The organism is Pyxidicoccus xibeiensis, assembly GCF_024198175.1.
GTDB lineage: Bacteria > Myxococcota > Myxococcia > Myxococcales > Myxococcaceae > Myxococcus > Myxococcus xibeiensis.
Window position 1 is genome coordinate 1,478,606 of the sequence record NZ_JAJVKV010000001.1, and the last position, 19,075, is coordinate 1,497,680.

A 19,075-nucleotide genomic window follows, 5' to 3' on the forward strand; every position below is an offset into this window, starting at 1 on the left:
AAAGGGTGGTGCTGGAGCGGCGCCCGTGGCGGTCTGCCGCGCATCTTGATGCCGTCCCACGAACGGCCCGCACTTCACGCACGGCGAGCCCTATGGACAACGCTGCTGCCGCGCTTCGGGCGGAACGCAATTGAGGCGGGCCGCGCCTCATGTCCTATGACCTATGCGTCGCCAACGCCGAAGCCCTTTCGGCGGGATTCCAGGGGTAGCCCCCGAAGACTCCAGCCCGCCCTTCGGTATGTGCGCGGGCTGTGTCGTCAGCCCTAAGCGTCATCCTGCCTTGTGGCCTGGGTGTGCTCGCTCGCGCTCGGAGCACGCGGAGCCATTGCTTGGAGAGTGCCCCATGAAACTGCATCGCGCCGTCGCGTTGTTGCTCTTGCCCCTGCTGACCGGCTGCGCCACGGCGCGTGTGGTGCGCTTGGAGACGGACCGGGGTGAGGTTCTCACCTTCACCCCCCGCACCGACGAAGCAGGGCCCGTTGAATTGGAAGAGGACGAATTCAAAGAGGCCCTGTCCGAGCACGCGCGAACCCGGCGGCCTCCAGCTCACCCGCAAGAGGCCGCCCGGCGGCTATTCGATATGGACGCGCGTGGGGGAACGTACCTCTTCGATGCGCGCACCCGCCGGGTCACGCCGCTTGGGCCGGGCGAGCACCTGGAGGGGGAGTTCTCGGAAGCAGACGTGGAGCTGACGCGCGCCTACCTGCGCTGGTGCGAACGTACAGGGAGGAAGGGAGATTGCCTGCGCTTGCTGACGGGTGGCCCCACGGTGAACGGGGATGGTCGTTACGCGCTGGCCATGGCGCTCGCCCAAAACGCGGTGAACGAAGAGATGTTAGAGGCGTTCAGGGACATGGCCGACCCGCACGCCATGCTGGCGGCAGCGTTGTGGACGGGCACGCTGTATCTAATCTTATGGACGGTGCCCGAGCCGGTGAGTAAGAGCTTGGCCGCTGTCATGACGGCCACGTTGGTTGTCTACCTGGGGGTGGACACGTTCTGGGGCCTGATTACGGGCTTCCGGCGGTTGGTGGAAGAGGCGGACCGGGCCCGTACGTTTGACGAACTCCGCGACGCTGGAGAGCGGTACGGCAAGGTGATGGGGCGCAACGCGGCGCGCGCATTCGCCATGCTTGCCACGGTGGCCATCGGAAATACGGCGGCAGGGTTCGCGGGCAAAGTGCCGACGCTGCCCGGCTCGGCGCAAGCATCCATGCAGGCTGGTTCCCAGGCGGGTATCGTGCTGTCCGCCGTGGGCGAAGTGCAGATGGTGGCGGTGACGGGCGAAGCGGTCACCATGGCGCTCGCCTCTGGCGCGGTCTCCACGACGGCGCGGGGTATGGGCGGCGAGGCTGTCGGTCCGGTGGACGCGAAGGGACACGATCACCACATCGCTACGGACAAGTGGTGGGACTCCACGAATAGCGGTGGCCCGTGGTCACCACGGTTTCAGAGGATCTTCGATAAGGCGGGCATGTCGCTGAACGACCCGGCCAACATCGTCAACGTTAAGGGGCACAAGGGCCCTCACCCGGAGGAGTATCACGAGAAGATTTTCGAGCGACTGGTTGGTGCAACGCGCACATGCCGCAGTATTCAGCAGTGCCGCGTAGCACTAACCGCAGAACTTAAGAGGTTGTCACGGCAGATCGCTACACCTGGAACCGAACTAAACAACTTGGTGACCCGGAGCCAATGACGCCAGGGTATTCAAATGCCGACGCGATACTTCAAACTGTCCGATGACATGGCCGTAAAGGGACGTTGGCTGCTTGGCGCTCCTACTGACTCAAAAGGCTCCGAAGTAGAAGAGTGGTGGGCGTTTACGGATGGGGTGCCGGTTCCAAATCAGGGGCCTTTGAGAATCCCGGTTGATGTTCCTGGCAGGGCCTTGGATTTCTCACTCGCGGCGTTCGGCACGCCGGTTATCCACGTTCGGGTAGCCGCACTCTTGGCGCAGATGGCGCCTTCTGATGTGCAGATTATTCCTGTTGAGGTTCAGGGGCAGCCGGAGCAGTTCTGTATTCTAGTGGCAACAAAGCTCATTCGCTGCATTGACGATGCCGCATGCAGAGAGGTGGAGCGTTGGACGCCGGAGGACGAACAACCGGAGAAAGTCGGCCAGTACCGGGATATTTCCGGGTTGCGGATTGACCCCTTGAAGGTGGGCGAGGCGAAGGTGTTTCGAACTTGGGGGTGGTCCATCGCCCTTATTGTCTCAGAGGAAATCAAAGCAGCCTTGGAACGCATAGGGGCAACCGGAACGACGTTCACGGAGGTTTAGAGGCGCTTAGTACTACCTGATCAGATTCGTGACGGCCCTCGAGGAGGTGCGCGGGCGCCGATGTTGCGCAGGCAGAGCGGGCAATGGCCGATGCGGCGCAGCAGCAGGTGCTGAAGGCGGCGGCGCACTTCGGGCAGCGTCCAGCGTGTTCTCCTCCGGGGGGAAAAGCGCCCGACGGAGCGCAAGGAACCCATGGGCCACCATGCAGAGGGTGGCATGGTGGTGGAAGCCTCGCCACGTTCGCCCCTCGAAGTGGTCGAGCCCCACCTCGCCTTTGAGTTCCTGGTAGTCGCGCTCGACTCTCCAGCGCAGCTTGGACAAGCGCACCAACTCCTTGAGCGGCGTGTCCGCAGGCAGCGACGAGAGCGAGTACTTCGTCGGGGCCTTCTCCTCCTTGGGCCACTCGATGAGCAGCCACACCTCTTCGCTCGGAGGAGCGCGTTGGACGTGTCTCTCGGCCGTCTGCACCCGCACCGCGGCGAACCGCGAGGACTGCTCGCCCCGGCTCCCCTCGCGCCAGCGAACGAGGTGGAACTCCTCTGGCGGCAACTGCAGCGCCAGGTCCTCGATGGTCCAGGGCTGCACTCCCTCAGCCACGTAGCGCGTGCGAGGCCGTCCGTTCTTCCCTTGTACCTTCTCGGGCTTCTGAGGCTTCGCCCCCGGCGGCCATACCTTATGCGTGCCCTGCACGCCCATCAGGTAGTGCAAGCCGCGCTCGCGCATCCCGTCGCGGAACTCCCGCGCATCCCCGTACCCGGCGTCGGCCAGCACCACGTGCTTTCCCACGCCCCACTCCAGCGCCGCATCCAACTGCTCCAGCGCTATCTGCCACTTCTTCTGGAAACGCACCTGCGATGGGATGCCCGCGGCCTTGCAGCGCTTTCTGCTGAGCGTCCACTCCTCAGGCAGGTACAGCCGCATCGCGATGCAGCCACTGCCCCTCTCCCCAGCCAGATGCAGACTGACGGCCACCTGGCAGTTATCCGTCCGCCCCAGCGTTCCCGAGTACTGCCGAGCCACGCCCGCCGAGTGCTCTCCCTTCTTGGGAAAGCCCGTGTCATCCACCACCAGCGCCTCAAGCTTGGGCAGTTCGGCCTCCAGCTTCAGCGCCAGCCGACGGCGCATCTCGTCGTCGCTCCAGTCCGCCACCGACACGCACTGCTGCAGCCGCTGCCTCACCGCCTCTCGCTGGCGGATGTCCTCCACCAGCCGTCCGGCCATGGGCTCCACGCTCTTGCGCTCCCCATCCAATAGCAGGCCGGTGAGGTAGAGCTCTAAGGCGCGGCGCCGTTCCTGCCGGCCCATGCCTTCCACCATCGACTCGAAGTACTCGCGCAGCTCTCGGTCGAGCTTGCGCATCTGCGCGGGCGTCATACCCTAGGGGTAGATCACGCCCGCGCCCTATGCACAACTGACCAGGTAGTATTAGGCGCTGGAAATAAAATTGCCAACGAGGCTTACTTTATGTCTTGTCATTCAGTGCGGCTTTGATCCTTGGATAGCAGTCGGAGAACAGGCGATCTCTTGCAAGGCAAGCCAAGGCAAGGAGGGCGACTGGACCGCCTACGCACTCGGGAGTTCGTGGTGTGGGCTGGATCCTGTGGTGGGCAAGCAGTTCGTTTTGAGGGGCGGGAGGATATTTGATGTTGAAGAGCGACTGGATGCCTCCTCCCTGAACAGTTAATGATTGGGGGGCGTCTAAAGCGTGTAGCGTCGCAGGCAATGTGTTGACGGCAAGAAATTCATTCAATATTAGCTCATACTGTTCCGGCAGAAAAACATAGGCAAAATCAATGAGCGCAACTGCGATTAGTGAGTCGCGGCGGGGCTGCAAATCAATCCAATCGAAGGCATATCCAAGAAACTGCCGGACCTCTTCTTCGGGAGTAGAGTGTGGCCCGGCTAATCCAAAATCACTTCGCTCGTACTGATCGCACACCCACTTTGTAACGCCTCGAAGCATGCGAGTGGCTGTTGATGCGCGCCCACTTGCATAAAGGGCAATTAGTGGTGGAATCAATGATGCTGCATATCGGTCAGAGATGGGATGAAAACACCCTTCTTGCGAACTCACGACAGCATCGCAGAGATGTGCGTACTTCTCGGCCTCTGTAGGTTGGCCGATATGGCGAGCATAGAGGGATGCTAGGCCAAGGAACTCAATAATGCGAAGACATGTTACTGGATAGGTGATAATTTGTTCGGCGGCGCCGCCTATCCATTTAAACCATCTCTCTGTGTCGGTGGGATGGCTAAGTAGTTCTGAAAATTGTGCGTCGCCTAGCCGTATGAATGCACGCATGGCCTCGGTTATCAATTCATGGGCTTCTCCTTTGGCTGAGTATGCGAGGGTCGCAGCGATTCGCACACCTGATAGTGCGGCAGTCATGGCTTGAAACGGCATGTCCTGCCTGATTAGCGAATCTATGCAAATGGCATTGTCAAGCGTGTTTCTGTAGACCTGGGTCAGGCTAGTGGTCGGGCTTGGAATAAATGCTGCCAACAGGTCTTCAAGCTCACGATCTGTAGTGTCCTGTGCAGCGATTTTGCCCACAATCCTTGGCAATTCAGCGCTTGGTGATGCGAGCAATCCGAAATGCTCGCGTCCCTTGAGCATCTCTAGGAGTTGGTCTATCTCCCATACGTCAAAAGAAGCCTTTCTATTCTCTCTGACTCTCTCTTGGAATTGCTTGGAGCCAAGGATAGCTTTCCCCTTTAGCCGTCCGGTAGTGCAAAGTACAAAAATCTTGGGAGCTGTCGTGTCGAAGTTTGGATGAGTCAAATAGGTGTCTATTAGCTCCTCAATTTGTCCTAGGATTGCTGTCCACTCCGTGCCTGAGATGTCACCCGCTTTTAGTTGAAATGCGTACTGTGTTGGTTCTGGATGAGGGTGTTTTGCGATAATGTCTTTTCCGAACTCGTACGGTCCGTGTGTGAAGTGGATGTCAAAAAATCCCTGGGCTCTTAATAGACAGAGGAAGAAGGCGTCAAAGCCACGTTCCCCAATTGTGCTAATCCAGCTTACGAAGGCGGCGTCTAGCATCGTATTCCTTCCTTTTTTGTTTTAATATTTCAAATTCTCGCTGACGCTGCTCTGTCGTTTTGGGAGTTGCCTCAATTGTTTTGGCGAGCGCTGGGCCGGTTACGATGGAGGGTAGGTTAGGCTCGCCATTTTCGTTAAAGCTCACTGGAAACTGTTCGAGCATATCCAGGTATCGATCCCAACTGAATTTGGCGCTTTCTCCTGTGATGACCTTGCCGCTAGCTTCGGCAACTGAACTCATTGTCATTGCGATGTGCAGGGATACCTTGTCTCCGCTTTGGGCGGCGGATTCGGTAATCATTGTGACCCATGCTTCGGCATCTGCGGCGAGCATGTCTGCCACGCTGATGTGAAATTCAAAAGAGGTCTCTGGCCATGGGACGTGAGCCCCGTCGGCGATCCCTGTAGGTGTGGCCGAGTCGGGCACGGCATCATAGATGCGATGCCCCATTTGGCTGAGTAGCGGACTCTGGACTCGCATTAGATAGAAAAAGGAGTCCCACCAAAAGCGACGAATCGCTGTCCCATAGTCAGGAAGTTTTGAAGGGTGGGTCTTGGTGTCGGGCTCGCTCATGCTTGTCTCGTCTTTCTCTGGGATTATTCTTGTGAATGGTTGTTAGCGGCGGTCTCCAGAGGTCTTCGTACAGAATTGGTGGGCGAGTAGTGGGCATGAGAGATAGAATAATCCCGTCCCTCAATAAATCGGGGACGTGACTTGTCGTTCGTGTGGGCCTTTGGGCTACATTCTTGCGGCTACGTGAGCGCGTCCCTGCTGGCGGAAATGAACGCCCCAACGCTCGCGGGGTCGATCCGGAGCGCTCCGGATACCCGGATTGACCGAAGCTGCCCCCGCTTGCACAGCCCGTAGACCGTGGCCCTCGAAACGGCGAGCTGGGCGGCTACGGCGCGCACTGTAAGGAGCGGCGCCCCAGTCGCTCCTGCCGCACCTTGCAGCAAGGGTGCAGCAAACGGGCTGCGATCCCCCGTCACCGGCTGTGACGGTTGGACGCGCCCCGACTCCGAATCCCCAGAGGTTCCGAGGGTTTGCGAAGGGCTGCTAACGGCTGGACGGGCCTGCCCTTCGCCTCCTGGTAGGGCGGTGGCAGGTGCTCACGCCGCGCGTACAGTCCCGCGCCTTGAAGACCCTGGACTGCTTCGCTGGTGGCGAGCGCATCCCGGCCCACGCGCCCCAGCCCGCGCAGCACGTCACCGGCGCGCTCGTCCCGGTCCGGGTACTCGGAGAGCTTCAGGCCCCGGCGCTCAAGCTCCTCTCGCACGGTGCCCATCCGCCCCAGCGTCTGCCCCAATTGCTTGTCCCGTGACAGCAGCACGAGCACCTGGCGCAGGTCATCGTCGAAGGCCGAGTGGAGGATGAAGAGCGCGAAGACCTCGGCCAGCCCGACGCCATACTTCTCCGTGGCGGTGACGAGAAAGGCGGCACGCTTGCGGTTGAGAACCCTGGCGGCCTCCGTGCCCACCGGCCCCAGGGCACCGAGGCGGACGGCGGACCAGTCGTCCAGCGCCTCCACCAGCCGTGACATGTCCACTCCGCGCTGCAGCGCCACGAACTCGGCCGGCGAGCCGCACGTCAGGAAGGGAGCAAGGAGCTCCTCGCTGGAGTCCAGGTGGGGCCAGCCTCGGGGCACGCCTCCGCAGGGAAGCGCCTCACCACCGGAGCCGTGCTCCCACATGGACGAGGACAGGGAGGGCAGTGGCCCCGCGGTACCCGCCTCCACGGTGGCGGCGAAGAATGGCTGCCCCTCCCGCCAAGCGGCCCCGGAAGGGCGCGAGGCACCGTGAGGCGTCGAGGCACAACCCGCCAAGGGCGTGACGGCGACCAGCAGGGCCCACCGGCCGCGCCGCGACGCTTCAGCGTTCATCACCCACCTCCATGCCAGCCCGCTCCTGCCACGCGCCGAATCCCACCCCCGCGACTCATCCTGGAACTCGTCACCGCGCGCGAGGGCGAGGCCCCCGTGCATGCCCAGACCACCACCGCCTCGGACGGCACCTTCGTCCTCGAAAATCTTCCCGAGGGCCCCCAGGCGCTCTGGGTCCTCGCCGAGCACGGCGCGATGATGCGCTCCGGCATCCACGCTGGCACCGAGGGCGAGAAGAGGTGGCGGCGGCTGGGCAGGGGCATGGCGGGCGCGAAGTCTAGGGCACCCGAAGCACCTGTCACGCGTCCCCTGTCTTGGTGGGGAAGCGGTGCCGCTCGGCGACGCGGTAGAGCTGGGTGAGGGAGTAGTCCAGCAGGGCCTGGCGCGAGCGCAGGTAGCGGTGGGCGCGGACGAAGGGGAGCCAGGCGCGGTCGCCGACGCGGACCTGGGCTTCCTGCAGCTTCCTGCGTGGAATCCACTGGCCGCCCAGGTGCTTCACCAGCACCTCGCCCAGGTACGCGCCCACCGCGGGCACGGCGTGGTCGTCGATGTGCTCCCGATGGAAGGTCTCCGGGAAGTTCTCGTGGAAGAAGTAGGTGTCGATGTCGGTGAGCGACTCGGGAGTGGCTTCGAAGGTGGAGGACACGGGGGTGTGCAGCAGGGCCACGAGTCGCTCGGCGAGGTCCGTGTACTGCGCGCGGGCGCGGGTGGTGTCCACCACGTCCGAGGGCAGGGCGGCGCTGGCGGGGAGCCACTCGTCCGGGTCGGGTGGATGGAAGATGTTGAGCTCGGAAATCTTGCGCTGGCGCTCGCTGATGGCGAACGCGTCCGGCACGCGGGCGAGGAGCGGGGCCACGTCCGGGTGGAAGCGCGGCTCCACGGGGGTGAGCGCGGCGCTTCGCTCCCGCAGGGTGCGCAGCACGGGGGCGAAGTCGAGGTCCGGGCGGAGGTGGACGAAGGCGCGGGCCTGGGCCTCTCGCGCCGCGTCGCTGGCGAAGTCCGCGACGGTGGGCCAGGTCACCAGGAGGATGGAGCCGTTGGGTAGCGCTTCCACCCGGTGGGCCGGCGTGGACAGCATTCTCTCCCGGCCCACGGTCTCCACCAGCTTGGGGCCGAAGACGTTGAGCCAGAAGAGCTCGTAGATTCTGTCGAAGCCGTCTCTTCGTGAGGTCGCCGCATCGCGGCCGTAATGGGGCGCACCCGAGAGCTGCCTGTCAGCCATACCGTGGGCCATGGCGTAAGGGACCGGGTAACGCGACGCCCAGGCACCCACCAGCTCCACGAAGGCTCGGCAGCGCGATTCATGGAAGAACGAGAGCGGCTGTGCATGGAGGCTCACGCTGAGGCGGGGAGCGCGAGGCGGCAACACCAGCGAGAGCGCTACCTCCACCGCTGGCACTGTCATGCGATGGAGCCCGCAGGCAGTGCTGCCCTCCTCACGCCGCTCTTCCAGGGCCGTCCAGACGGCTTCTCGTGAGTACTGGCGCCGTCGCTTGCCGTGGACGACTTCCGGCATCCACTCGCCCGCGTGCGCCTCCAGCAAATGGAAGAAGGACTCCAGTGCGTCCCTGAGTGGGGGCCGGGAGTCAAAGGTGCCGTCGAGGTAGAGGACGAGGCTGTCCTCCACGTCCAGGTCCCGCAGTGTCAGCACCTTCATTGAAACAGCACCTCCACTCCCTCGACTCTACCCTCGACGGCCTCGATGGCCCTCTCGAGCGTATCAAGCCGCCGAGGCCCGAGTGCGCCACCTTCATAGATGAGGCGAACGCGCTGCACTGGCACCTCGAGCTGGAGCCCCGGCCGGCGGATGTTCAGCGTCGCCACGCTTCAGCGTGCATCACCCACCTCCATGCCAGCCCGCTCCTGCCACGCGCAGAATCCCACCCCCACGACTCATCCGCTGGCTGGGCAGGGGCATGACGGGCGCGGAGTCTAGGGCACCCGGAGTGCCTGTCACGCGTCCCCTGTCCTCGCGGGGAAGCGGTGCCGCTCGGCGACGCGGTAGAGCTGCGTCAGGGAGAAGTCCAGCAGCGCCTGGCGCGAGCGCAGGTAGCGGTGGGCGCGCACGAAGGGGAGCCACACGCGCTCGCCGACACGGACCTGGGACTCCTGCAGCTTCCTGCGCGGTATCCACTGGCCGCCCAGGTGCTGTACCAGCACCTCGCCCAGGTACGCGCCCACGGCGGGCACCGCGTGGTCGTCGAGGTTTTCCCGCTGGAAGGTCTCCGGGAAGTTCTCGTGGAAGAAGTGGGCATCGACGTCTGTGAGCGACTCGGGCGTGGCTTCGAAGGCGGAGGGCACGGGGGTGTGCAGCAGGGCCACGAGCCGCTCGGCGAGGTCCGCGTACTGGGCGCGGGCGCGGTCCGGGTCCTCCACGTCCGAGGGCAGGGCGGCGCTGGCGGGGAGCCACTCGTCCGGGTCGGGTGGACGGTATGCGTTGAGCTCGGAAATCTTGCGCTGACGCTCGCTGATGGCGAACGCGTCCGGCACGCGGGAGAGGAGCGCGGCCACGTCCGGATGGAAGCGCGGTTCCACGGGAGCGAGCGCGGCGCTGCGCTCGCGCAGGGTGCGCAGCACGGCGGCGAAGTCGAGGTCCGGACGGAGGTGGACGAAGGCGCGGGCCTGGGCTTCGCGCGCCGCTTCGCTGGCGAAGTCCGCGACGGTGGGCCAGGTCACCAGGAGGATGGAGCCGTTGGGAAGGGCTTCCACCCGGTGGGCCGGCGTGGACAGCAGCCGCTCCCGGCCCACGGTCTCCACCAGCTTCGGGCCGAAGACGTTGAGCCAGAAGAGCTCGTAGATTCTGTCGAAGCCGTCTCTGCGCGAGGTCTCCACATCACGGCCATAGTGGGGGGCACCCGACAGCTCGTCGTCCGCCATGCTGTGGGCCATGGCATGAGGGACCGGGTAATGCGTGGCCCAGGCGCGAACCATCTCGATGAGCTTGCCGCAGCGGTCCGCCTCCGCGAAGAAGGACAGGGGCTGCACATTGAGCCAGACGCTCAGCGCGGGAGGGTGCGGCGGGAACCGGAGCCTGAGCGTCATGTCCAGCGCGGGCCACTGCGTGCGATAGAGCCCGACGGCCGTGCTCTTCTCACCTCGCTTCTCCTCCAACGCCTTCCAGATGGCGTCACGGGAGTACCTGCGGGGCCGCTTGCCGGTGGCGACGTCCGGCATCCATTCGCCCGCGTGCGCCTCGAGAGACTGGAGGAAGGGCTCCAGCTCGCGCGCGAGAGCGGCCCGGGAGTCCAGGTGCCCATCGAAAGTGAGCAGGAGGCGGTCGTCCCGCTTCAAGTCTTGGAACTCCAGCGCCTTCATTGGAACAGGACCTCGACTCCGCTGACCTCATCACGCGCTTCGCGCACAGCCCGCTCCTCGAGTTTCGCGTTCCTCGGTCTGAGTGTGCCACCCTCATAGACGAGACGGATTCTCTCAACCTGTACTTCGACACCGAGGAGCTTCAGGGCAGGACGCCGGATGTTGAGGCCCTCACCGTAGAAGCGCAGAGCATCGCTCGCATCCGCGACCAGTTGTGCCGTCAGTGCCTCTTCTTTCAGCAGAGAGAGGTCCCGGCTCTTGAAGCTGAACGTCTCCACCCGAGGCGGCTGGGCCGAGGGCGGACGTCCCTCGATGACCAGCACATCCGCATAGCGGACACCCGGAACCCCCGGCTTCGCCACGCCCACATGCAGCTCGATGCGGGGCGTGTCGAAGTCCTTGAGCCACCGCCGCTCTCCCCGCGGAAGCGCCGCGTCCTCCCGCAGCCGGGACACCATGGTGCGCTCGAACTCCAGCCCCCGCGTGAACAGCCCTCGCATCTGCTGGTAGCCCTCCCACTTGAGAGGCCCCTTCGACGGCCTGCCCTCGACGAGCTCCCCGAGCCGCCGCTCCCGGTACGTCACGTACTCGCTCCAGAGCGCGGAGCCCTCGCGCACCCCTGGCGGCGGCGCGTCCAGCTCGGCCCGCTGCTGCTTCAGCAACCCCACGTCGGCGGGCAGGCGCGGCCCCGCCGCCTCCAGCTCCGCCTGCAGCAGCTTCGCTTCCACCGCCTCCCGGGTGAAGCCAGCCGCCTCCCGCACCAGGGCCGCCACACCCTCGCCGCTCTTCGCCACGCCACCCCGCGTCGACGTGGCGCCCGCACGCGAGGACTTCGCCTCGGACAGCACCGCCTGCGCCTTCGGCACGCTGCCCCGGGCCTCATGGAGCGCCGCCGCGGCGGCCTCGCCTCCCTCCGCCACGAGGAGGCCCGCTTCCCGCTGGGCCTGGACGTAGCGCGCCAGCTCTCGGATGGCGTTTCCGCCCAGCCGCTCCGACAGCCGCTCCACCACCGCCTGCAGCCGCTGCACCCCTCCCGGCCCCGTCGTCTCACGGACGGAGCGCGCGCCCCTGCCACCCGCGTACAGGCCCACCATCAGCGCCGCCGGTGCCAGCTCGCGCGTGGCCTGCTCGTAACTGCCCTCGGCCAGTGAGTGCGCCCCCCGGGCCGTCCCAGCCACCAGGTGATAGAAGCCCAGCGGCACCCCGAACGTCATCCGCTCGAAGACGCCCTCCGCCAGGTTGCCCGGCGCGAAGATGCGTGCCGCCTGCACCTCGTCGAAGGCCTCCTGGTAGGGCGGTGGCAAGTGCTCACGCCGCGCATACAGCCCCGCGCCCTGAAGCCCTTGAACAGCTTCGCTGGTGGCCAGCGCATCCCGGCCCACGCGCCCCAGCCCGCGCAGCACGTCACCGGCGCGCTCGTCCCGCTCCGGGTACTCGGAGAGCTTCAAGCCCCGGCGCTCAAGCTCCTCGCGCACGGTGCCCATCCCCCCCAGCGTCTGTCCCAGCTGCTTGTCCCGTGACAGCAGCACCAGCACCTGGCGCAGGTCATCGTCGAAGGCCGAGTGGAGGATGAAGAGCGCGAAGACCTCGGCCAGCCCGACGCCATACTTCTCCGTGGCGGTGACGAGAAAGGCCGCACGCTTTCGGTTGAGGACCCTGGCGGCCTCCGCGCCCACCGGCCCCAGCGCGCCGAGGCGGACGGCGGACCAGTCATCCAGCGCCTCCACCAGCCTTCGCATGTCCACTCCGCGCTGCAGCGCTACGAACGCAGCCGGAGAACCGCAGGTCAGGAAGGGAGCTAGGAGCTCCTCGCTGGAGTCCAGGTGGGGCCAGCCTCGGGGCACGCCTCCGCAGGGGAGCGCCTCACCACCGGAGCCGTGCGCCCGCATGGACGGGGACAGGGAGGGCCGTGGCCCCGCGGTACCCGCCTCCGCGGTGGCGGCGAAGAACGCCTGCCCCTCCCTCCAAGCGGCCCCGGAAGGGCGCGACGCACCGTGAGGCGTCGAGGCACAACCCGCCAAGAGCGAGAGCGTGACGGCGACCACCAGGGCCCATCGTCCGCGCCACGACGCTTCAGCGTGCATCACCCATCTCCAGGCCAGCCCGCTCCTGCCACGCGCCGAATCCCAACTCCAACCCAATCCCATCCATGGCCACCTCACCACGAAGCGCCGAGCCACTTGAAGGGTGCGCGAACGATTCACCACGCCTGCTGGGAGCGAGTGCCGTCCCCATCCCGCTGTCCCCTTCCCCCGCGAGCAACGGCGGCCGTCCCGTCGCTGTCCCCCTTCCCTGCTATCGTGTTGCATCCACGCCAGGGCGTGGATGGAGGAATGTCGTGCGCACGCGTGCGTGGGGGATTGGACTCATCGTCATCGTGGCCCTCGTGCTCCTGGGGGGCTGTCTGCTGCTGCGCGGTGACGTCCGCACCGCGGAACCCGACCCGGCCCGTGCGGCTCGGCCCACGTCCGCGAAGCCCCTGAATCTGCCTTCCACGCCGCCCCGCTCCCCGCAGCCCGGCGCCCACCTGCGCATCCGCGGCACCGTGGTGGACCTCCATGGCGCTCCCGTGGCCGGAGCCCACGTCTCCGCCTCGTGGCCGGAGCCCGGCCAGACGCTGTCGGAGCTGCCCTGCCCCGTGCCTCCCATGAGCGACTGGCCCGACGGGAGATACCTGAGCTTCCAGGGCAAGAAGCTCCCCCGCTGTGAGGATCTCGCCTGGAACCTCATCATCGAGCTCATCACCGCGCGCGAGGGCGAGGCCCCCGTGCATGCCCAGACCACCACCGCCGCGGACGGCACCTTCGTCCTCGAAAATCTTCCCGAGGGCCCCCAGGCGCTCTGGGTCCTCGCCGAGCACGGCGCGATGATGCGCTCCGGCATCCCCGCCGGCACCGAGGACGTGGAGCTCGTGCTCACCGAAGCAGGCCGCATGGTCTCGGGCCTCGTGCTGGGAGACGGCGCCCCCCTGGCCGGCGCCTCGGTAACGGTGTTCGACCTCAACCACACCCGCTTCTTCGACGCCATCACCGACGCGGAGGGCCGCTTCCACCTCGGACCGCTGCCCTGGGGCGCCGACCGCGCCGTCGTCTCCAGCAAGGGCTGGCTCCCCAGGTACGCGCTCGTCGACACGGACAGGAAGCTGGAGCTCCACCGCCCGCGCACGCTCTCCGGCCGCGTGCTGTCCGGCGGCGCCCCCGTGCCCGGTGTCGAGGTGCGCATGCGCCCCGGCAATTTCATCCCCGGCTTGGAGAATCTCAAGACCCCCTCGGATGCCCAGGGACGCTTCTCCTTTGTCCTATCGTCCGAGTACGGCTCGCACACCCTCAGCGCCTCGCATGCTGGACGCTACGCCATCGGGCGTGTGGAGGCAGGCGCCTCGGCTCCGCCCGAGGTCGTCCTGGAGCTGGGCACCGCCATGGGCGTCGAGGGCCAGGTGTCCGACGACGCCCGACGGCCCGTGGCTGGCGCTCGCGTGACCCTCCGCGCCGCCGACTCCGCCTCCATCCTGGAGACTGTCACGGACGCGCGCGGCCACTACCAGCTCGGCCCGGTGGAGCCCGGCACCTGGGACTTCAGCCTGAAGGCCGATGGATATGTCGACGTGTTCTCGGCCGGGAAGCGCACGCTCAGCCAGGGCATGGGCCCGGTGGACTTCACCCTCGACCCCGCCAGCTCCATCAGCGGCAGCGCCGTCGACTCCGCGGGACGGCCCATCCCGGGCCTGAAGCTGACCCTCGAGAGCCAGGAGGCGACGTGGACGGACGAGGATGGCCGCTTCCTCCTCGACGCCAAGGCGCCCGGGCGCTACCACATCCGGGTCTCCGACAAGCGTTTCCTCTCCGGGAGGGCCACCGTCCAGGCGCCCTCGAAGGACATCCGCCTCGTGGTGCGCGAGGGAGCTTCCGTGAAGGGGACGGTGGTGGATGCGCGCGGCCTCCCACTGCAGGGCTTCCATGTCGAGCTGCAGCCCCCGGAGCAGGCGGTGACCGAGTACCGCCTGCAGCGCGAGACCACCGATGGACAGGGGCGCTTCCACCTCAAAGGCTTCCCGCCTGGCCGCTACGTGCTGCTGGCCTCGAAGGAGACGGCCGGCACCATCCGCAGGGTCTGGCGCGAAGTGGAGCTGGGCTCGAGCGCCCACCCCGACGTGGAGCTGCGACTGGACGCGGAGCGCACGCTGTCCGGCACCGTGGTGGATGGCGAGGGCACGCCGCTCGAGGACGTCTACGTCCGGGCCCGCACGCCCCAGCAGGGCGCACCGCACTGGAAGCAGGAGGGCCGCACCAGCCACAACCGGACCGCGCCCTTCGGCACCCCGACGGGGCCGGATGGCCGCTTCACCCTGCTCCACCTGACGGAGGCCGCGTACGACGTCTCCCTCTGGAAGTCGGGCTACACCGTGGACCCCGAGCGCTCGACGGGAGCCCGGCTCGTGGAGGAAGGGCTGTTCCGCGTGGGCCCGGACACGGGGCCGCTCCACTTCGTCCTGGCGCGCAAGCCCCATGCCGTCGGCCGCGTGGTGGGCCCCGATGGCGCCCCCCTCTCCGACTTCTCTATGAGCCCCATCTGGGCGGAGATTTCTGAAGGCACGTTCGCCTATCCCATCGACGGAGAGGGCCCGCTCACCCTCCACTTCAAGGCCAAGGGCATGGCCACGGTGGTGCGTGTGGTGGAGCAGCGCACCCGGGGGCCGGACGTGGACCTGGGCGTGGTGCGGATGGCTCCGGGCCCCACCCTCCACGGTCGGGTCATCGACGCCGAGACGTCCGCGCCGGTGGAGGACGCCTTCATCACGCTCAGCACCCGCGACGGGACGCAGCTCCCGGAGGAAGCCGTGCCCTCGGCCAAGGACGGCTCCTTCACGCTGGAGAACGTGAGCGCGGAGGCCACCGTGCTCGTCGTGAGCGCGAGCGACCGCTACCGCGTCCAGCGCGTCCCCGTGGACTCCGTGCAGGGAGCGCTGACGGTGCGCCTGGACCCGGGCGCCCGGGTGGAAGTGACGGTGAAGGACGGGCAGGGCCGCCTCCGCGCGGCGTCGGTCCTCTTCCACCGTGACAGCGAAGTCCCCGAGGTGCGTGCGGACGCACCCGAGGGCCGGCTCGTCCAGCGCGGCCTGGAGCCGGGGACCTATACCGTGCGGGTGGACCCCGAGGAGGTCCGGCGTGGGAAGACGCCCGTCTTCCATCCCCAGCGCGTCTCGGTGCCCGCCAGCGGCGTCGTGCAGGTGGCCTTCACGGAATGAGCGACGCTCCCGCACCAGAGAGAGACATGCGCACGCGTGGGTGGAGGGTCGGACTCGTCGTTCTCGGAGCGCTCGCGCTCCTGGGAGGATGGCTGCTGCTGCGAAGTGACTGGCGTGCCCCGGAATCCGACCCGGCCCGCGCGGCTCGCCCCACGTCCGCGAAGCCCCTGAATCTTCCTTCCACGCAGCCCCGCCCCCCTCAGCCCGGCGCCCACCTGCGCATCCGCGGCACCGTGGTGGACGTCCATGGCGCTCCCGTGGCCGGAGCCCACGTCTCCGCCTCGTGGCCGGAGCCCGGACAGACACTGTCCGAGCTGCCCTGCCCCGAGCCTCCCGCGGGCGACTGGCCCGACGCGAGGGACTCCAGCGACCAGGGCGAGAAGCTCCCCGACTGCATGGGCCTGGCGAGGGACCTCATCCTGGAGCTCGTCACCGCGCGCGAGGGCGAGGCCCCCGTCCATGCCCAGGCCACCACCGCCGCGGATGGCACCTTCGTCCTCGAAGGGCTGCCCGAAGGGCCCCTGGCGCTCTGGGCCCTCGCCGAGCACGGCGTGGCGCTGCGCCCCGGCATCCCCGCCGGCACCGAGGGCGTGGAGCTGGTGCTGGAGGAGGGCCGCGTGGTGGAGGGCCGCGTCCTGGGAGACGGCGCGCCCCTGGCCGGCGCCACGGTGACGGTGTTCGATGCCGAGCACCCCCGCTTCTTCGACGCCACCACCGACGCGGAGGGCCGCTTCCACCTCGGCCCGCTGCCCTGGGGCTCCAACCACGCCATCGCCGCCCACCCGGGCTGGCTCCCGGAGCTCACCCCCGTCGGTCCGGTGATGGAGCTGAAGCTCCACCGCTCGCGCCCGCTCTCCGGCCGCGTGCTGTCCGGCGGCGCCCCCGTGCCCGGTGTCGCGGTGCGCGTGAGCCCCGGCAATGCCATCCCCGACGTCACGTCCCTCGCGGTCACCTCGGATGCCCAGGGGCGCTTCTCCATCGTCCTGTCTTCCGACGGCCCGCACACCCTCAGCGCCTCGCAGGACGGACGCCACGCGGTCACCCGCGCGACGCTCGGCGCGGCGGCTTCGCCCGAGGTCGTCCTGGAGCTGGGCAGCGCCCTGCGCGTGGAGGGCCGCGTGTCCGACGACGCCCGGCGGCCCGTGGCTGGCGCTCGCGTGGCCGTCGTCTCCTCCGACTACGCCTCCATCCTGAAGACCGTCACCGACGCGGAGGGCCGCTACCAGGTGGGCCCGGTGGAGCCCGGCGACTGGAGCTTCCGGGTGTTCGCCGACCGGCACGTCGACCTGGTCAGTCCCGAGGAGCGCACGCTCACCCACGGCACGGGCCCGGTGGACTTCACCCTCACCCGCGCCAGCTCCGTCAGCGGCCGTGTCACCGACGCCGAGGGACAGCCCCTGAAGGCCCTGGAGCTGACCCTGGTGCGCCCCGGCCCCGAGGACGACCCGGGGAACACCGAGCGCCAGGAGGAGACGTGGACGGACGAGGACGGCCGCTTCGTCCTCGACGCCGATGCGCCCGGGGACTACCGCATCGAGGTCCAGGACGGGCGCTTCCTCGACGCGGAGCTCCCCGTCCGGGCACCTTCCGAGGACGTCCACCTCACGCTGCAAGCGGGGGCCTCCGTGAAGGGGACGGTGGTGGACGCGCACGGCCTCCCGCTGCAGGACTTCTTCGTGGAGGTGACGGCCCCGGAGGCGGAAACGCACCAGCGGCGCGGCGCGCGCACCGATGCGCAAGGACGCTTCGCCTTCCAGGGCGTGAAGCCCGGCCGCTACGTGCTGCTGGCCTCGCGCGAGACGGACGGCACGGCCCGCAGGGCCTGGCGCGAGGTGGTGCTGGCAGAAGGCCCCCACCCCGACGTGGAGCTGCGCGTGGACGCGGAGCGCACGCTGACTGGCGTCGTGGTGGATGGCGAAGGCCGCCCGATAGAGAACGCCTTCGTCCGAGCCAGGACGCCCCAGGAAGACGCACCGCACTGGAAGCGGGAGGGCCGCAACAGCCACCATGGCCCGCCCAATGGCACGCCGACAGGCCCGGATGGCCGCTTCACCGTGCGCCACCTGACGGAGGCCGCGTACGACGTCACCGTCTGGAAGGATGGCTATACGCTGGTCCCCGAGCGCTCGACGGGGGCCCCGGTCGATGACGAGGGGTTCCGCGTGGGCCCGGACACGGGGCCGCTCCACGTCGTCCTGATGCGGCGGCCCCACGCCATCGGCCGCGTGGTGGGCCCGGATGGCGCCCCCTTCTCCGACTTCACCGTGAACCACTCCCCGCCTGAGCGCTCCGACGGCACGTTCGCCCTACCCATCGACGGCCAGGGCTCCATCCAGCTCTACTTCATGGCGGAAGGCATGGCGACGGTGGCGCGCGTGGTGGAGCAGCGCAACCGGGGGCCGGATGTGGACCTGGGCGTGGTGCGGATGGCTCCGGGCCGCCCCCTCCGGGGCCGCGTCATCGACGCCGAGACGTCCGCGCCGGTGGAGGGCGCCCTCATCGAGCTCACCACCCGCGAGGGGACGTACTTCCCGGGGGAGACCGGGCTCTCGGACAAGGACGGCACCTTCACGCTGGAGAACCTGGACACGGAGACCGTCCGCCTCGTGGTGAGCAAGAGCCACCACTACCGCCGCCAGCGCGTGTCGGTGGACTCCTCGTCGGGGGAAGTGGTGGTGCGCCTGGACCCGGGCGCCCGGGTGGAGGTGACGGTGAAGGACGGGCAGGGCCGCCTGCGCGCGGCGTCGGTCCACTTCCACCGTGATGACGACACCTCGGTGGATGCGGATGCCCCCGGCGGCCGGCTCGTCCAGCGCGGCCTGGAGCCGGGGACCTATACCGTGCGGCCAGGCTTCAAGGAGGCCCGGCAGGCCCGGCAGGAAAGCGCGCTCCTCGTCCATCCCCAGCGCGTGGTGGTGCCCGCCAGCGGCGTCGTCCAGGTGGCCCTCGACGAAGCCGGGGGCGGCGCCACGGTGAAGCTGCGCGCGGCGAGCGGCCGCGTCTCCCGCTTCCACCTGATTCCTGGCAGCATCCCCGACACCCGGGACGCGCAGGAGCTGGACCGCTGGGGGGTCCAGGCGCTCATCGGCGAGCAGCGGCAGAACGAGGCCACCTTCCGCCACGTGCCCGAGGGCCGGACCACCGTCTTCTTCTTCGACGACGAGGACGGCACCCGCTTCCACCTGGAGGAGCTGGACATCCCGGCCGGAGGCACGCTGTCCCGCGAGCTCCACCCGGTGTGGCGGACCCTCGACGCCACGAAACTCACCATCATCCATAGATGAAGTGACCTGCCCATGGAGAGAAGC

12 protein-coding genes are annotated in these 19,075 nt (G+C 67.6%); 4 read left to right on the top strand and 8 right to left on the bottom strand.

Features of this window, described 5'->3' with window-relative positions; all coding sequences use genetic code 11:
- Window positions 1-343 precede the first annotated feature (343 nt).
- Together LXT23_RS06070 and LXT23_RS06075 are read left to right on the top strand one after the other, a co-directional pair.
- Window positions 344-1,699 (top strand): AHH domain-containing protein, encoded by a 1,356-nt coding sequence (locus tag LXT23_RS06070; protein ID WP_253979106.1) that lies wholly within the window; start codon window positions 344-346, stop codon window positions 1,697-1,699.
- A 15-nt stretch (window positions 1,700-1,714) separates the two neighbouring features.
- Window positions 1,715-2,284, top strand: coding sequence for a hypothetical protein (locus tag LXT23_RS06075; RefSeq protein WP_253979107.1), 570 nt, complete (start codon window positions 1,715-1,717; stop codon window positions 2,282-2,284).
- A 12-nt stretch (window positions 2,285-2,296) separates the two neighbouring features.
- Here LXT23_RS06075 and LXT23_RS06080 read toward each other — a convergent pair whose 3' ends face one another.
- From LXT23_RS06080 to LXT23_RS06110, 8 genes are all read right to left on the bottom strand, one after another.
- The gene (locus LXT23_RS06080) at window positions 2,297-3,658 is read right to left on the bottom strand and encodes an IS701 family transposase (protein WP_456104493.1); all 1,362 of its coding nucleotides are present in this window, start codon (window positions 3,656-3,658) and stop codon (window positions 2,297-2,299) included.
- 88 nt (window positions 3,659-3,746) lie between these two features.
- Window positions 3,747-5,327 carry a hypothetical protein gene (locus LXT23_RS06085; protein ID WP_253979109.1) on the bottom strand — a complete coding sequence of 527 codons (1,581 nt, stop codon included), beginning with the start codon at window positions 5,325-5,327 and terminating at the stop codon, window positions 3,747-3,749.
- A complete protein-coding gene (locus LXT23_RS06090) occupies window positions 5,296-5,901 on the bottom strand; it encodes a hypothetical protein (protein WP_253979110.1) in 606 nt (201 codons plus the stop codon). Before LXT23_RS06090 ends, LXT23_RS06085 begins: the two co-directional genes overlap by 32 nt.
- Window positions 5,902-6,080: 179 nt before the next feature.
- Window positions 6,081-6,317: a helix-turn-helix domain-containing protein gene (locus LXT23_RS50610; protein WP_407692869.1), complete on the bottom strand. Its 237-nt coding sequence runs from the start codon at window positions 6,315-6,317 to the stop codon at window positions 6,081-6,083.
- Window positions 6,314-7,207 (bottom strand): hypothetical protein, encoded by an 894-nt coding sequence (locus LXT23_RS06095; protein WP_407692870.1) that lies wholly within the window; start codon window positions 7,205-7,207, stop codon window positions 6,314-6,316. The genes LXT23_RS50610 and LXT23_RS06095 overlap by 4 nt, the downstream gene beginning before the upstream one ends.
- Window positions 7,208-7,505: 298 nt before the next feature.
- A complete protein-coding gene (locus tag LXT23_RS06100) occupies window positions 7,506-8,864 on the bottom strand; it encodes a hypothetical protein (protein WP_253979111.1) in 1,359 nt (452 codons plus the stop codon).
- A gap of 296 nt (window positions 8,865-9,160) precedes the next feature.
- Window positions 9,161-10,522 carry a hypothetical protein gene (locus tag LXT23_RS06105; RefSeq protein ID WP_253979112.1) on the bottom strand — a complete coding sequence of 454 codons (1,362 nt, stop codon included), beginning with the start codon at window positions 10,520-10,522 and terminating at the stop codon, window positions 9,161-9,163.
- Complete coding sequence (locus LXT23_RS06110; RefSeq protein WP_253979113.1) at window positions 10,519-12,261, bottom strand: hypothetical protein; 1,743 nt, start codon at window positions 12,259-12,261, stop codon at window positions 10,519-10,521. Before LXT23_RS06110 ends, LXT23_RS06105 begins: the two co-directional genes overlap by 4 nt.
- 599 nt (window positions 12,262-12,860) lie before the next feature.
- Between LXT23_RS06110 and LXT23_RS50290 the strand changes: the two genes are divergently transcribed.
- Window positions 12,861-15,767 carry a carboxypeptidase regulatory-like domain-containing protein gene (locus LXT23_RS50290; protein ID WP_253979114.1) on the top strand — a complete coding sequence of 969 codons (2,907 nt, stop codon included), beginning with the start codon at window positions 12,861-12,863 and terminating at the stop codon, window positions 15,765-15,767.
- Between the two features lie 26 nt (window positions 15,768-15,793).
- Window positions 15,794-19,051 carry a carboxypeptidase regulatory-like domain-containing protein gene (locus LXT23_RS06120; protein WP_253979115.1) on the top strand — a complete coding sequence of 1,086 codons (3,258 nt, stop codon included), beginning with the start codon at window positions 15,794-15,796 and terminating at the stop codon, window positions 19,049-19,051.
- The last annotated feature ends 24 nt before the right edge of the window (window positions 19,052-19,075 follow it).

Coding starts and splice junctions, on each gene's coding strand:
- LXT23_RS06110 (WP_253979113.1), bottom strand. CDS start 12,261: ATGCGAAGGCTGGTGGAGGCGCTGGATGACTGGTCCGCCGTCCGCCTC.
- LXT23_RS06105 (WP_253979112.1), bottom strand. CDS start 10,522: ATGAAGGCGCTGGAGTTCCAAGACTTGAAGCGGGACGACCGCCTCCTG.
- LXT23_RS06100 (WP_253979111.1), bottom strand. CDS start 8,864: ATGAAGGTGCTGACACTGCGGGACCTGGACGTGGAGGACAGCCTCGTC.
- LXT23_RS06085 (WP_253979109.1), bottom strand. CDS start 5,327: ATGCTAGACGCCGCCTTCGTAAGCTGGATTAGCACAATTGGGGAACGT.
- LXT23_RS06070 (WP_253979106.1), top strand. CDS start 344: ATGAAACTGCATCGCGCCGTCGCGTTGTTGCTCTTGCCCCTGCTGACC.
- LXT23_RS06080 (WP_456104493.1), bottom strand. CDS start 3,658: ATGACGCCCGCGCAGATGCGCAAGCTCGACCGAGAGCTGCGCGAGTAC.
- LXT23_RS06120 (WP_253979115.1), top strand. CDS start 15,794: ATGCGCACGCGTGGGTGGAGGGTCGGACTCGTCGTTCTCGGAGCGCTC.
- LXT23_RS06075 (WP_253979107.1), top strand. CDS start 1,715: ATGCCGACGCGATACTTCAAACTGTCCGATGACATGGCCGTAAAGGGA.
- LXT23_RS06095 (WP_407692870.1), bottom strand. CDS start 7,207: ATGAACGCTGAAGCGTCGCGGCGCGGCCGGTGGGCCCTGCTGGTCGCC.
- LXT23_RS06090 (WP_253979110.1), bottom strand. CDS start 5,901: ATGAGCGAGCCCGACACCAAGACCCACCCTTCAAAACTTCCTGACTAT.